Source organism: Vibrio sp. 1731, assembly GCF_033339955.1.
Lineage (GTDB): Bacteria > Pseudomonadota > Gammaproteobacteria > Enterobacterales > Vibrionaceae > Vibrio > Vibrio alginolyticus.
In genome coordinates this window covers 52,180-66,529 of record NZ_JAWOVO010000026.1, presented here as the reverse complement: position 1 = coordinate 66,529, position 14,350 = coordinate 52,180, and the positions used below count along the sequence as shown (strand labels likewise).

Annotated in this window: 14 protein-coding genes and 1 tRNA gene; 9 read left to right on the top strand and 6 right to left on the bottom strand. The window is 45.8% G+C overall.

Features of this window, described 5'->3' with window-relative positions; genetic code table 11:
• Positions 1-2 precede the first annotated feature (2 nt).
• Positions 3-75, bottom strand: a tRNA-Gly gene (locus R7035_RS21865).
• Between the two features lie 156 nt (positions 76-231).
• Positions 232-777, bottom strand: a complete 546-nt coding sequence (gene orn, locus R7035_RS21860) for an oligoribonuclease (protein ID WP_017635574.1) — start codon at positions 775-777, stop codon at positions 232-234.
• Positions 778-906: 129 nt separating this feature from the next.
• Between orn and rsgA the strand changes: the two genes are divergently transcribed.
• From rsgA to R7035_RS21840, 4 genes are all read left to right on the top strand, one after another.
• Positions 907-1,971, top strand: coding sequence for a small ribosomal subunit biogenesis GTPase RsgA (gene rsgA / locus R7035_RS21855; protein ID WP_005386419.1), 1,065 nt, complete (start codon positions 907-909; stop codon positions 1,969-1,971).
• A gap of 116 nt (positions 1,972-2,087) precedes the next feature.
• A complete protein-coding gene (gene asd, locus R7035_RS21850) occupies positions 2,088-2,945 on the top strand; it encodes an archaetidylserine decarboxylase (protein WP_005381465.1) in 858 nt (285 codons plus the stop codon).
• A 166-nt stretch (positions 2,946-3,111) separates the two neighbouring features.
• On the top strand, positions 3,112-4,527 hold the full coding sequence (locus R7035_RS21845; protein ID WP_132937282.1) for an SLC13 family permease: 1,416 nt from the start codon (positions 3,112-3,114) through the stop codon (positions 4,525-4,527).
• A 132-nt stretch (positions 4,528-4,659) separates the two neighbouring features.
• Complete coding sequence (locus tag R7035_RS21840; protein WP_132937283.1) at positions 4,660-5,547, top strand: DMT family transporter; 888 nt, start codon at positions 4,660-4,662, stop codon at positions 5,545-5,547.
• Positions 5,548-5,633: 86 nt separating this feature from the next.
• Here the strand turns inward: R7035_RS21840 and gpmM are convergent, their stop codons facing one another.
• Entirely contained in the window at positions 5,634-7,166 is a 1,533-nt protein-coding gene (gene gpmM / locus R7035_RS21835; RefSeq protein ID WP_132937284.1) for a 2,3-bisphosphoglycerate-independent phosphoglycerate mutase, read from the bottom strand.
• A 547-nt stretch (positions 7,167-7,713) separates the two neighbouring features.
• Between gpmM and R7035_RS21830 the strand changes: the two genes are divergently transcribed.
• The 5 genes from R7035_RS21830 (at position 7,714) to R7035_RS21810 (ending at position 12,144) form a co-directional block, all read left to right on the top strand.
• Positions 7,714-8,148, top strand: a complete 435-nt coding sequence (locus R7035_RS21830) for a rhodanese-like domain-containing protein (RefSeq protein WP_005386415.1) — start codon at positions 7,714-7,716, stop codon at positions 8,146-8,148.
• Positions 8,149-8,373: 225 nt separating this feature from the next.
• Positions 8,374-8,838, top strand: coding sequence for a protein-export chaperone SecB (gene secB / locus R7035_RS21825; protein ID WP_005386410.1), 465 nt, complete (start codon positions 8,374-8,376; stop codon positions 8,836-8,838).
• A gap of 195 nt (positions 8,839-9,033) precedes the next feature.
• Positions 9,034-10,071 carry an NAD(P)H-dependent glycerol-3-phosphate dehydrogenase gene (gene gpsA / locus R7035_RS21820; protein ID WP_318146269.1) on the top strand — a complete coding sequence of 346 codons (1,038 nt, stop codon included), beginning with the start codon at positions 9,034-9,036 and terminating at the stop codon, positions 10,069-10,071.
• Between the two features lie 78 nt (positions 10,072-10,149).
• Positions 10,150-10,971, top strand: a complete 822-nt coding sequence (cysE, locus tag R7035_RS21815; RefSeq protein WP_005381475.1) for a serine O-acetyltransferase — start codon at positions 10,150-10,152, stop codon at positions 10,969-10,971.
• Positions 10,972-10,998: 27 nt separating this feature from the next.
• Positions 10,999-12,144, top strand: a complete 1,146-nt coding sequence (locus R7035_RS21810; protein WP_165935397.1) for a murein hydrolase activator EnvC family protein — start codon at positions 10,999-11,001, stop codon at positions 12,142-12,144.
• Positions 12,145-12,217: 73 nt separating this feature from the next.
• Here R7035_RS21810 and R7035_RS21805 read toward each other — a convergent pair whose 3' ends face one another.
• From R7035_RS21805 to R7035_RS21795, 3 genes are all read right to left on the bottom strand, one after another.
• Positions 12,218-13,174, bottom strand: a complete 957-nt coding sequence (locus tag R7035_RS21805; RefSeq protein ID WP_262652073.1) for a DHH family phosphoesterase — start codon at positions 13,172-13,174, stop codon at positions 12,218-12,220.
• Positions 13,175-13,318: 144 nt separating this feature from the next.
• Complete coding sequence (locus tag R7035_RS21800) at positions 13,319-13,954, bottom strand: TetR/AcrR family transcriptional regulator (protein WP_005381480.1); 636 nt, start codon at positions 13,952-13,954, stop codon at positions 13,319-13,321.
• A gap of 21 nt (positions 13,955-13,975) precedes the next feature.
• Complete coding sequence (locus R7035_RS21795; RefSeq protein ID WP_005381482.1) at positions 13,976-14,350, bottom strand: VanZ family protein; 375 nt, start codon at positions 14,348-14,350, stop codon at positions 13,976-13,978.

Here is a 14,350-nt window from a genome sequence, read left to right as displayed (position 1 = left end):
GGAGCGACACACGAGGTTCGAACTCGTGACCTCAACCTTGGCAAGGTTGCGCTCTACCAACTGAGCTAGTGTCGCATCAACAACGTTTCCGCTGTTTAGGGCTGCGAATTATAAGAGCATTTTTTTGTGATGCAAGTCCTTCCTTCAAAAAAACTTTATTTTTTTACTGAACGACGAAAAAGCAATCAAAAGCGATATAAATTACAACAATTTGGATCGCAACCTTAACAGTTAAATCTTGAAAATAGTACCTCGATAGTACTTAAGTTCTGCGATGGACTCACGAATGTCGTCCAAGGCCAAATGTGTTCCCTGTTTTGTGAACCCATTTAGCACCTCAGGTTGCCAGCGACGTGCTAGTTCTTTAAGAGTACTAACGTCAACATATCGGTAATGGAAGAACTCTTCCAACTCAGGCATATGCTTGTATAAAAAGCGGCGATCCTGCCCAATGCTGTTACCACATATTGGCGACGCCCCTTTTGGCACCCATTTTTCTAAAAATTCAATGGTTTGTGCGACTGCGTCTTGTTCTGAGATTTGACTGTTTCGAACGCGCTCCACCAAACCGCTTGCCGTATGCGTATTAGTACACCAGTCGTCCATTTTCGCCAGTTCTTCTTCCGGCTGATGAATCGCTAACACTGGACCTTCAGCCAAAATATTTAGTTCGCTATCCGTGACAATAGAAGCAATTTCGATGATTTTGTGCGTTTCAGGATCAAGCCCTGTCATCTCTAAATCAACCCAAATTAGGTTTTGATCGCTAAAGGACATGGTTACGCCGCCTATTTGTTTATCGATAAAAGAGGTACTATACCTCAAAATACGAGAAACACGATACTCATACACGGAGCCAAGAGTACGGCTCAACCGTTTGAGTAAATTCACATAAAGTACAGAATTGTGGCAAAGAAGAAAAAGTTAACCAAAGGTCAGGTGCGACGCGTACGTAGCAACCAACAAAAGCGTTTGAAGAAGCAAGAAGATTCCATCCAGTGGGATGAAAACATGCTAGGCGCCAGCAAGCAAGGTCTCGTGATCACTCGTTTTGGTCAGCACGCGGACATTGAAGACCTTGAAACAGGCGAAATTCAACGCTGTAACCTCCGCCGTGGTATTGAGTCTCTAGTATCTGGCGATCGTGTTTTATGGCGCGAAGGATTGGAGTCTATGGCGGGCATCTCTGGTGTTGTTGAAGCGGTAGAACCTCGCTCTTCAGTGCTCACTCGTCCAGATTATTACGATGGTCTAAAACCCGTTGCAGCCAATATTGATCAAATGGTCATTGTCTCTTCGGTATTACCAGAGCTATCGCTAAATATTATTGACCGCTATCTCGTTGCATCAGAAACACTGAATATTGCGCCATTGTTGGTCTTAAATAAGGTCGACCTTCTAGAAGCCGATGACCGTGCAATGTATGAAGAATGGCTCAAAGAATATGAACGTATTGGCTATAAAGTGCTTCTGGTCAGCAAGAAGTCTGGAGAAGGCATTGCTGAACTAGAAACCCTACTGCGTGATCGAATTAACATCTTTGTTGGTCAATCAGGCGTAGGGAAATCCAGCTTAGTCAATGCGTTAATGCCGGAACTAGAGAGCGAAGTGGAAGAAGGCGAAGTCTCTGAGAACTCTGGCTTGGGCCAACACACCACGACGGCTGCACGTTTATACCACATTCCAACGGGTGGCGATTTGATCGACTCACCTGGAGTACGTGAATTTGGTCTTTGGCATTTGGAAGCAGAAGAAGTAACAAAAGCATTCGTTGAATTTCGACCATATTTAGGCGGTTGCAAGTTCCGAGATTGTAAACACAATGATGACCCAGGCTGCCTTCTACGCGAAGCTGTCGAGAACGGGGAAATTAACGAAACTCGCTTTGAAAACTATCATCGCATTTTGGAAAGCATGGTTGAAAACAAAGCAAATCGTCAGTATTCACGTAATAAAAAAGCCGATCTGTAATTGAGTTAAGGCTGTAACTGTGTAAAAAGTCTTCACCTAATACTGACAAGCAAATTAAATTTCAGTAACATCACGCGCCCTAAAGCGCGAATCTAACAGAAGTATCGGAATTAAAGATGGACAAGTTTAAAGTTGGACTGCAGTACTGGATCCCACAACACGGCCTCACTCGCCTAATGGGTAAACTGGCTTCAGCAAAAGCTGGCGGTCTAACAACAGCAGTTATTCGTTGGTTTATCAAACAATACAATGTGAATATGGATGAGGCAAAGCACTCAGATCCTAAGCATTTTAAAACGTTCAACGAGTTTTTCGTTCGTGAGCTAAAAGAAGGCGCACGCCCAATTTCTGAAGGCGAAAACGTCATCACTCATCCAGCCGACGCTTGTGTTAGCCAGTTTGGCCCTATTGAAGATGGTCAACTTATCCAAGCAAAAGGTCATCACTTCTCAGCACAAGAATTGCTGGGCGGTGACGCGAATTTAGCTGACGAATTTAAAGATGGTTCTTTTGCAACATTGTACCTATCTCCGCGCGATTACCACCGTGTACACATGCCATGTGACGGCACTCTGCGCCAAATGATTTACGTACCAGGTGACCTGTTCTCAGTAAACCCTCTGACAGCAGAAAACGTACCGAACCTATTTGCACGTAACGAGCGTGTGGTGTGTATCTTCGATACTGAGTTTGGTCCAATGGCACAGGTGCTTGTTGGTGCGACAATTGTTGGTAGCATTGAGCAAGTATGGGCTGGCACGATCACTCCGCCTCGTGGAAACACTGTCTACAAATGGGATTACCCAGCAGAGGGTGACAAGGCCGTGATCTTGAAAAAAGGCGAAGAGATGGGCCGCTTCAAACTGGGTTCTACTGTTATTAACCTGTTTGCCAAAGACGCGATTGAGTTTGACGCAAGCATGGAAAACGGTAAGCCAACCGTTATGGGCACACCTTACGCCTTGAAAAAATAAGCAAAACTCCGTTAAAGAGCCCTTTATTAAGGGCTCTTTTTATTGATAAAAAGCAAAACTCCGTTCGAAATTTAGCCTCTATTTCTCAAACTCATACCTGCCTCTAAGACCCTCATTCCACAATCAATTATCCTGCGCTTAGAATGAATATTTAGAGGGGCAGCCAATGCCAAAGATGAGTGTAAACACGTTGGCGAAATTGCTGGTGTGCTTTTTAATTCCGCTTGGTGTTTTGATGATGCCGATCGATGCTATTCCTATTGACGATCTCACTTTAATTCAGCATCGCCTGTTGGCTATTTTTCTTCTTGCTGCCCTACTTTGGGTTCTCGAGCCGGTTCCCGTTTTTGCTACGTCCATTTTTATTATCGCTCTTGAACTGATCATGATATCGGATAAAGGTTTGCATCTATTTCGCAATCCACCAGCGGGGCATGATTTAGGAGAGTTAATTGCTTACACCGATATTTTCTCGGCCTTCTCTTCACCGATCATTATTCTTTTTATGGGTGGTTTTGCTCTCGCGATTGCGGCTTCCAAATACGAGCTCGACAACAACCTCGCCCGAGTACTATTAAAACCATTCGGCACCCAACCTAAGTTCATCATGCTGGGCTTGATGTTAATTACCGCCGTTTTTTCAATGTTTATGTCCAATACTGCCACGACCGTGATGATGCTAGCCCTGCTTGGCCCCATCGTCGCTTCAGCACCTAAAGGGGATTTAGGGATTAAAGCGCTGGTGCTGTGCATTCCAATTGCCGCGAATACAGGCGGCATTGCGACTCCGATAGGCACGCCACCTAATGCGATAGCGCTTCAATATCTCACTGGGGAAAACGCGATAGACTTCCTATCGTGGATGACAATGGGTCTACCATTTGTGTTGGTACAACTCACTGTAGCTTGGTTCTTGTTGCAAAAGCTGTTTCCGTCTAGCGAACCAGAAATGAAACTAAAGCTAGATGGTACATTCAAAAGGAGCTGGCGCGCGATCGTCGTCTACATCACTTTTGCACTAACCATTGTGCTTTGGATGACGACAAAAGTGCACGGCATGAACACGTATGTTGTTGCGATTATCCCGCTTGCGGTCTTCACCTTAACGGGCATTATGGGCAAAGAAGAACTCAAGCTGATTAACTGGGATGTTTTATGGCTAGTTGCCGGTGGTATAGCAATTGGCATTGCCTTAGACAAAACGGGCTTAGCCGAAGCATTAGCGCACGCCATTGATTACAGCCTGCTATCACCATTTGCCGTTGTTTTAGCCCTATCAGTAGTGTGTTGGTTAATGGCGAACTTTATGTCTAATACCGCAACAGCAAACTTATTGATGCCTATTGCTGCCGCTATTGGTACATCCATGCCAAGCCTTATTGCGGTTGGTGGCCTACAAGGTTTACTTGTTGTCGTCGCCTTCTCCGCATCACTTGGCATGATCTTACCGGTTTCCACACCACCAAACTCTTTGGCTTATTCAACAGGCCTCATCGAGAGCAAAGACATGGCGAAAGTGGGGCTGATTCTTGGTTTGATTGGTCTACTTATCGTGTATGGCGCAGTTTTGGTACTGTTTTAATCGAAGAGCTCCATGAAAAAGCGTGTTGTCATGGAGCTGCTCTCCAGCTACTGCCCTTACAGAGCGGCTTTTACATCCCATAAATTTCGTGCATATTAAGACTCCTCTACTCTACAAGGACGTCGACACATCATGGGTTACGAATGGCTTGCTTTATGCTCCGCTTTTCTGTGGGCAGTTTCTAGCCTAATTTCGGTCATTCCTGCACAACACCTAGGCGCATTTTCTTACAGCCGCTGGCGTATGGGCTGCACAGCCGTGATCTTATCAACAATGGCCTGGATAACTGGCGGCTGGTTAACGGTTTCTTGGGAACATGTAACGCCAATGATGGCCTCAGGACTGATTGGTATTTTTATTGGCGATACCGCTCTATTCGCGTGTTTGAATCGTATGGGGCCAAGACAAGCCGGGTTACTCTTCTCTTGCCACGCCGTGTTCTCTGCCATCTTGGGCTACTTCTTATTTAGCGAAGTCATGACCACAATAGAACTACTGGGCGCATCATTGGTATTTAGCGGCGTGGTGATGGCGATATTCTTTGGCCGAAGAGGTCAAGTGAATAACGTCTTGGAAGACATTAAAGGTAACATCTGGGTGGGTATTGGACTTGGCTTAACCGCAGCAATGTGCCAAGCATTGGGCGGCATCATCGCCAAGCCAGTAATGCAAACCAGTATTGACCCAGTTGCGGCTTCTGCTATTCGAATGATCAGTGCCTTTTTCGCCCACAGCATGTTGTTAATTCTAGGAGTCAAAGTCGCTCGCTCGACGCAACACATTACTTGGCGCATATTTGGTATTACTGCGCTTAATGGTTTCTTGGCGATGGCCGTCGGCATGACGCTAATCTTATACGCACTGCAAGAAGGAAATGTAGGTATGGTTGCACTTCTATCTTCAACCACGCCAATTATGTTGCTACCACTGCTCTGGATTTACACTAAACGCCGACCAAACCGATTTGCATGGTTGGGCGCAGCCCTAGCTGTGATTGGTGCGGGCATTTTGGTTCAGTAACCTTACAGACCAGCCCTTATTGCCAGATACAAAAAAGCCCGAGTTTAAACTCGGGCTTTTGTCATTCGGAGCCGTTAGTTAATTATTTATTTAACTAATACTTCACCCGTCATTTCTGCTGGGATTTCTAGACCAGCTAGAGAAAGCATGGTTGGTGCAAGGTCAGACAGTTTACCGCCTTCTTTGAATTCAACCGCTTTGTCACCTACATAGATTAGAGGCACTGGTAGGTTAGTGTGAGCAGTGTGGATGCCGCCAGTTTCAGGGTCGATCATCATTTCCGCGTTACCGTGGTCCGCAGTGATCAATAGTTGACCGCCAACTTCTTTGATTGCTTCAACCACTTTACCCACGCTTTCATCTAGAGCTTCGATTGCTTTCTCAGCCGCTTCATAAACGCCAGTGTGACCAACCATATCTGCGTTCGGGTAGTTACAGATGATGGTATCGAACTTACCAGACTTGATAGCCGCAACCATCTTCTCTGTTAGTTCTGGAGAGCTCATTTCAGGCTGCATGTCGTACGTTGCAACTTTTGGTGAAGCAACCAATTGACGCTCTTCGCCTTCGAATTCGTTCTCAACACCACCGTTGAAGAAGAAAGTCACGTGTGCGTATTTCTCTGTTTCAGAGATACGTAGCTGAGTTTGACCTTGTTTAGATAGCCACTCACCGTAAGTGTTTTCTAGAGACGCAGGTGGGAATGCGATAGCTAGAGGGATATCAGCCGCGTATTGAGTCAGCATCACAAAGTTAATTGCTGGGAATGCTGCACGCTCAAAACCGTCAAATGCAGGAACGAATGCACGAGTGATTTGACGTGCACGGTCAGCACGGTAGTTCATGAAGATAACCGCATCGCCATCTTGCATGATTGCGTCTTCTTGACCTTCTGCTTTGATAGCTGTTGCTTTAACGAATTCGTCGTTTTCTTCACGAGCGTAAGCCGCTTCTAGACCTGCAACTGCCGTTTCTGCTGTGAACTCAGCTTTAGCTTGAGTTAGAAGATCGTAAGCAACTTGGACGCGATCCCAGTTGTTGTCACGGTCCATTGCGTAGTAACGACCTACTAGAGAAGCAACGCGGCCTTTACCTAGTTTCGCAAATAGGTCTTGGAAACGTTGTAGTGAGTTTTCAGCACTACGTGGTGGTGTGTCACGGCCGTCTAGGAAGCAGTGTAGGTAGATTTTCTCTGCGCCACGCGCCGCTGCCATTTCAACTGCTGCGTAAATGTGGTCTTCGTGAGAGTGAACACCGCCTGGAGACATCAGGCCCATGATGTGTACTGCTTTTTCAGCTTTCACAGCAGAGTCGATTGCTTCAACTAGCGCAGGCGTTTGTTCGAACTCACCATCAGCAATTGATTTAGTGATACGAGTCAGGTCTTGGTATACAACGCGGCCTGCACCAATGTTAGTGTGACCAACTTCAGAGTTACCCATTTGACCATCAGGAAGGCCAACATCCATGCCTGAAGCAGAGATTAATGTGTGTGGGTTATTCGCAATCAGAGCATCCATTACTGGTGTTTTCGCATTCGCAATTGCGTTACTTGCTGTGTCTTCACGGTAACCGTAACCGTCAAGGATAACTAGAGCCAATGGCTTCTTAGCTGACATAGTGATGACCTCATCAAATTTAAGTAACTTTTGGCGTAGGGCCTCGCTGCCCTATCTAACCTTGAAACAAAACTAGCGTAATTTTACTACACTTTTTAACCAAAACTGTAGGTTAAGATCAAATAATGTTTGCGATTTATTGTTGCTATCTTACAAGTTAAGCGAACAACGAGTCAGTGCCGACAATCGTGTTCCACAAGCATAGTCATTTCTAATACGCTTTGTACACCCCAGTCTAAGTTCGGTTTTCTTACGCTTCTCATTCTTATTTTTGCACTTGAAACAGCGCTAATTTAAAGCAACATCAAACAAGATGGGTTAATACCTATTGTTCTCTTTTCTCAGTAAAACAGAAGTCACTTAAACCGATAAGTCCAATAGGCAAAAACAATCAAGCTACCAGAGCAAAATGTACGGATAGTAAGGGCATAACGGGTTTATAGAGATCTCAATTATTCGTTAGAAAATTTTAACCCTCTCGCCTAAGAGCCGTAACCTCGCTATACTCCTGCTTTATTTTTCCGCCAACAGCGTAAGAGCTCAAGACATGCAAGAGTACATTGAATTTTTCCAACAGAACATGATTCTATCTTTGGTTTGGGTAGGTCTTCTTGTCGCCTTTATCATGAACATCGTGAAGTCAGCGACAGCCGCATACAAAGAAATCAACGTAAACCAACTGACTCATCTTATGAACCGTGAAAACGGCGTTGTAGTGGATATCCGAACCAAAGACGAGTTCAAAAAAGGTCATATCACCGACTCACTTCACATTTTACCGTCAGACATCAAAGCGGGTAACTTGGGTAGCCTTGAAAACCACAAATCAGACCCAATCATTGTGGTATGTAAGACAGGACAGACCGCTCAAGAAAGCGCAAACCTACTAGTAAAAGCAGGCTTCGAAAACGTGAGCCTACTAAAAAATGGTTTGATTGCGTGGAACGAAGCGAACCTGCCGTTAGTTCGCGGTAAGAAGTAGGAACGTGGCAAGAACGAAAGTTCGCGTTTAAACGCGCTTTTACCAAGCCTCGCGGACAAAAAACTGAGCAAATTGAAAGCAGTTGGAGCACTAAGTTGTGACGCTTTGCACGTAATACACGCTTCATCTAGTCAAGGTAGATTGGCTCAGTTAGTCTCAGGACATACCAGTTTTCTGAGCTTAGACGTTTCTAAGCTCAACAAATATTGATTTAAGGATTAAAAAATGGCTGAAGCAGCACCTCAAGACGCACAACAAAACTTCGCAATTCAACGCATCTTCCTAAAAGACGTTTCTTTTGAAGCGCCGAACTCTCCAGTAATTTTCCAGAAAGAGTGGAACCCAGACGTTAAACTAGACCTAGACACTCAAAGCCGTGAGCTTGGTGAAGGCGTTTACGAAGTTGTTCTACGCCTAACCGTTACTGTGAAGAACGAAGAAGAGACTGCGTTCCTATGTGAAGTTCAACAAGGTGGTATCTTCACTGCTGAACAAATGGAAGCTGGTCAACTTGCACATTGCCTAGGCGCATTCTGCCCGAACATCCTATTCCCATACGCTCGTGAAACTATCTCAAGCCTAGTCGTTAAAGGTACGTTCCCTCAACTGAACCTAGCGCCAGTAAACTTTGACGCGCTATTCATGAACTACCTACAACAGCAAGCTCAACAAGGCGAAGCTGAAGCGTAATTCACGTTTTATAAGTGACGAATAGCCACAGTGCTGACGTCACCGAATCAAATAAAATGCACAGAGCGTCTACCATCCGATGCAATGTGCATTTTTTATTTCTGACAAAAGTTCCTAGTTCCTAATCGCCAGAAGGCGTAAAATTTGACGATTAGGAACTAGATTCTACTAGTAGCAAGACAATTAGGCGGTAGCATGACACAAGCAAATACAAACAATGCTTACGGTAAAGACATCGCAATGACTGTGATTGGCGCAGGCTCATACGGCACCTCTTTGGCGATCTCACTCGCTCGTAACGGCGCGAACGTTGTCCTTTGGGGACACGAGCCAGAGCACATGGCTCGCCTAGAAGCAGACCGAGCTAACCATGCCTTCTTACTAGGTGTTGATTTCCCTGAAAGCTTGATCATTGAATCGGATTTAGAAAAAGCCGTTCAAGCAAGCCGAGATTTGTTGGTTGTGGTTCCAAGCCATGTCTTTGGCATCGTGCTAAACAGCTGTAAACCATTCTTGCGCGAAGACTCTCGCATCTGTTGGGCAACCAAAGGGCTTGAACCTGAAACGGGGCGCCTGCTGAAAGACGTCGCTTATGACATTATCGGTGAAAACTACTCACTAGCAGTATTGTCTGGCCCAACGTTTGCGAAAGAGCTCGCAATGGGTATGCCGACTGCAATCTCTGTTGCGTCTCCAGATTCTGAATTTGTTGCGGATCTACAAGAAAAAATCCACTGTAGCAAAACCTTCCGCGTATACGCCAATAGTGACTTTATTGGTATGCAATTGGGCGGCGCTGTGAAAAACGTTATTGCGATTGGTGCAGGTATGTCTGATGGTATCGGTTTTGGCGCCAACGCCCGTACTGCATTAATTACTCGTGGCTTGGCTGAAATGAGTCGCCTTGGTGCTGCGCTGGGTGCACAGCCAGAAACCTTTATGGGCATGGCGGGTTTAGGCGATCTTGTCCTGACATGTACCGATAACCAATCACGTAACCGACGCTTTGGCTTGGCATTAGGCCAAGGTAAAGACGTTGATACGGCTCAAGAAGAAATTGGTCAAGTGGTTGAGGGTTACCGCAATACAAAAGAAGTATGGCTACTTTCTCAACGTATGGGTGTTGAGATGCCGATAGTTGATCAAATTTATCAAGTATTGTATCAAGGAAAAGATGCGCGCTTAGCAGCGCAAGATTTACTTGCTCGTGACAAAAAAGCCGAAGGAAAGTAGCAATCTACCGCCCTTTGCAGCTCATCTGAGAAAAATTGAAGTTGTCGGGTCACGGAAGAACCACTCTGGATATTGAGAATGAAACACTGCGAAAAACAAAAAGTCTGGAACAAAATTGTCTCAGAAGCCCGTGAAATGTCAGAACAAGAGCCTATGCTGGCGAGCTTCTATCATGCCACCATTATCAAGCATGAAAGTTTGTGTGCCGCTCTGAGTTATATTCTGGCTAATAAATTGAACACCGCTTCCATGCCAGCGATGGCTGTACGTGAAGTGGTTGAAGAAGCCTTTGCAGCTGATCCAACCATCACTGACGGCGCGGCTTGTGATATTTGTGCCACGGTCAATCGCGACCCTGCTGTTTCAATGTACTCAATGCCATTGCTGTACCTAAAAGGCTATCACGCACTGCAAGGCTACCGAGTAGCAAACTGGCTATGGAAGCAAGGTCGTCACGCTCTTGCGACTTACCTACAAAATCAGATTTCGGTAGCATGTCAGGTCGATATCCACCCTGCAGCGCGCATTGGTAGTGGCATCATGCTCGACCATGCAACAGGCATCGTGATTGGTGAAACTGCCGTGGTCGAAAACGACGTGTCTATACTGCAAGATGTCACCCTTGGTGGTACTGGTAAAGAATGCGGTGATCGTCACCCGAAAATTCGCGAGGGTGTGATGATCGGAGCTGGTGCAAAGATTCTTGGCAATATCGAAGTCGGTGAAGGCGCGAAAATCGGATCTTGCTCTGTGGTATTGCAAGCCGTGCCTCCTCACACAACGGTGGCTGGCGTGCCTGCAAAAATCGTCGGACGTCCAAAAACGGACAAACCCTCTCTCGATATGGATCAAGGCTTTAACGGCAAGTCGCAAAGCTTTATCCATGGAGATGGTATTTAATCGTCAACAAACCTTTTTGACAACAACGTGGTAGGTAACTCTCAAGTGCGAAAAAAAAATCACCCTGTTCTACGCTCGGCTATTTTATTAACTTGTGCTTTATCTGCCACTTATCCCATTACCTCCTCTGCTGTGAGTCAGCAAGAGCTCAAAGGCGTATCCAGTGAGATAAGCCGTCAGCGCAAATCGCTCTCTTCCCAAGAAAAGCAGCTCAATGAGTTACAGAAATCACTAAAAGATCAAGAGCTTGGTATTTCTAAGCTTGAGCGTGAAATACGACAAACCAAGTCTAACCTCGCACAAGCAGACAAAAACATAGAAAACCTGGAAGAGAAAATTGCCTTGCAAGAAGCACAGCGTCAAGAGCAAGAAGAAGAACTCAAACAGCTGCTGCAAACGTATTACGTAACCGAGCGAGCGAAGGCCAATGGTCACTTGTTAAATCAAGGTGTGGAAGAAGACCGCATGAGCCAATACTTCCAGCATTTAGCTAAAGCACGTGCTGAAGTGATTGATGCGATCACCAAAATAACCCAAGAATTAGCGCACAACAAAAACCAGCTCGAGCTAGAAAAAGAGCAAATCGAGACTCTGCTCAAGCAGCAATCCGAAAAACGTACAGCGCTAGCGAGTACACAATCCAAGCGTAAGCAAACCCTGAATAAAATTCAGAGCAGTATCAAGAATGACAAACGCTACTTAGCCGAGCTGCAACGCAACGAAACCCGTTTAAAAGCAGAGATCGCCAAAGCAGCGAAGCGTAATGCGGTGCCAATGGACGGACTCGGCAAACAGCGCGGTAAGCTGCCTTGGCCACTCAAAGGCAGTGTGTTACACAACTTTGGTACGCGACAAACCGGGCAGGTAAACTGGAAGGGCATGGTGTTGTCTGCCAACTATGGTCAACAAGTGAAAGCCGTTTATCCTGGTACTGTCGTATTTGCTGAGTATCTGCGCGGATACGGTTTGGTGGTACTGCTCGACCACGGAAAAGGTGACATGACCCTCTATGGTTACAACCAAGCGTTAACTAAAAAAGAAGGCGATCGAGTCACCGCCGGCGAAGTGATTGCTCTCGCGGGTGATACGGGTGGTCAAGACAGGCCATCGCTGTACTTTGAAATTCGTCGTAATAGTGAAGCGCAGAATCCGAAATCTTGGTTAAAACGCTGATTATCTGACTCATCGACTTATAATAAAAAAGGAGCCACTCGGCTCCTTTTTTGCATTCATATTTTGGAAAATGCTATGCGTAGTAGGTTTCTACCGCATCAATAAAAGCATGCACATCATCTTTGCTTAACGCGTTGATTCCTGCCGCCGCCTCTCGCCCCCCACCTGTCGGGAACTGACCACACACGGCCACGGCACCTTGTTTATTGTTTAACGGGGCACGAAGTGAAACCGTATAAGTCCCATCTGCATTTTCAGTAAGTACCGCATGCGCAGAGTCAGGGTTTTGGTTTGCCAGCGAGTTGCCATAAACACCACTGATTCGGCGTGATGCCGCCGTGTTTGGTAACTCAAACAACTTCAGCTTACCACTCTCATGCATGGCAGGCACTGCGAGAGCCGCCTCCATGTCTTGTTGGTAAACCGATTGCAATTGGTAGTATGGCGAGGCCTTATCTTCAATAGCTTCAAATGGCGACGTGTACTTCAGCAAAGCTCGGTACAGCTCCGCAGGATGAAAGTGTAAATCTTCGACCTTCGATCCGTAGCCGTTGTAGTTAATTAAAGTACCCAGCTCTTTTAGCTGCTCTTTCTGTTGCTGCGACAAGCCCGCGTTATTCGCTAACTCATCGGCTTTAGCAATCATGTTATCGCCATAAGCCGCCGTAATCGCCCAGTCATAAAAACGCCCATCAAGCAACTTATCGACAATCAACGCCGTGCACATGTTGGCATCGAGATCGATGTGCGCATCCAAATTACCATGCTGAGGAATGTCACCCGCTTTGTGATGGTCGGCGTAAAAGACGTGAGCGCCTTGAGCCAAAGCTTGCTCTAGACCTGCCATGTTCTTTTCCATCGAAATGTCTAACACAGTCAGCTCATCACCCGCTTGCACGTCTACTTTTTCCACCAGCTTGATGTCGCGCTTTACACCAGTTATTAACTGGGCATCGACAGGATCAGCCAAACGTAATTGCAGAAGAGCAATGATGCCATCAGCATCACCATTAAAAATGTCGTAATTCATGGGGCGATAGTTCCTTTATCGAGAATCTTATCCCTGCAAGGGTTTTTAGCGTATGGGACTATTGTGCGTGGCATATTTGACAAGTCAACTCGAGCCACGACTCGAAAATGAGAGTGACTCTCGAAATATTAAGCAGTTTGACGTTTAACTGTGTAGATTGCTAACCGCATCTTCTAATAACAGTAGCTGCTCTAAGCCCTGTTCAGTTGCTAATGGCTTAACGACATTAAGCATCTGCAACATCCCTTGCTTCACCATTTGCTCGGTAATGTTGGTTTTTGAAGCCATCGCGGATTGATACGCCAACCAACTACACGCAATCAAGTGCAATGTACATACCAATGACTTCAACTGTTGTTGATCGACATTCAACAGCTTCATCGTTACGAACTCTTGCATAATAGCAATGAGGTTCGCTTGCAGCTTCTCTTGCACATCGATGTACTGTTCGTGTAGCTGTTCATCTCGTGACAAGATTTCTGGTAAGTTTGCGTAGAAAAAGCGGTATTTCCACATCAAGGTAAAAATAGAGTCTAGGTAGCTCTTCAGCATAGTCAGGCTCTCTTGCGAACCTTGAATAGGGGTAAATCTTTCTAAAAGTTCTGCTGAATAAAGCGCAAAGATCTCACGAACGATTTCTTGCTTATTGCGGAAGTGGTAATACAGATTACCAGGGCTAATTTCGATGTGATCGGCAATGTGATTGGTGGTGATGTTTCGCTCACCATGTTGGTTGAACAACTCCAGTGCCGCGTAGACGATTTTGTCGCGCGTTTTCATTGTTATCGTGTTCCCTCTTCATTAACGAATCGAGTATAGCGACTTCACCAACCTAGGTCGATAGAGGCTCCAAATACGGTAACATAACAGACCAGTTAAGATGCCAGTTGAGTTGGCGACAAGGTCTAACCAAGAAGTTTGTCGCCCTACATACCCTTGCAACCACTCAATAACGGCGCTGAATAGCAAAATACCAATCGCCACCGCCCAACGTTGACGCCAACGCCACACGCAAAAGCAACCTAAAAACGCAAAGCCGCTATACGCCATAGCGTGCTGCATTTTGTCGAGATACGCAATATTGCCCCAGTCTTGCAGTTCACCTGAACTCAGAGATAAAAAAGCGATCAATATGGCGTAGCTAAAGATGACGAAACGTGCAGCCGTCAGGTTCAT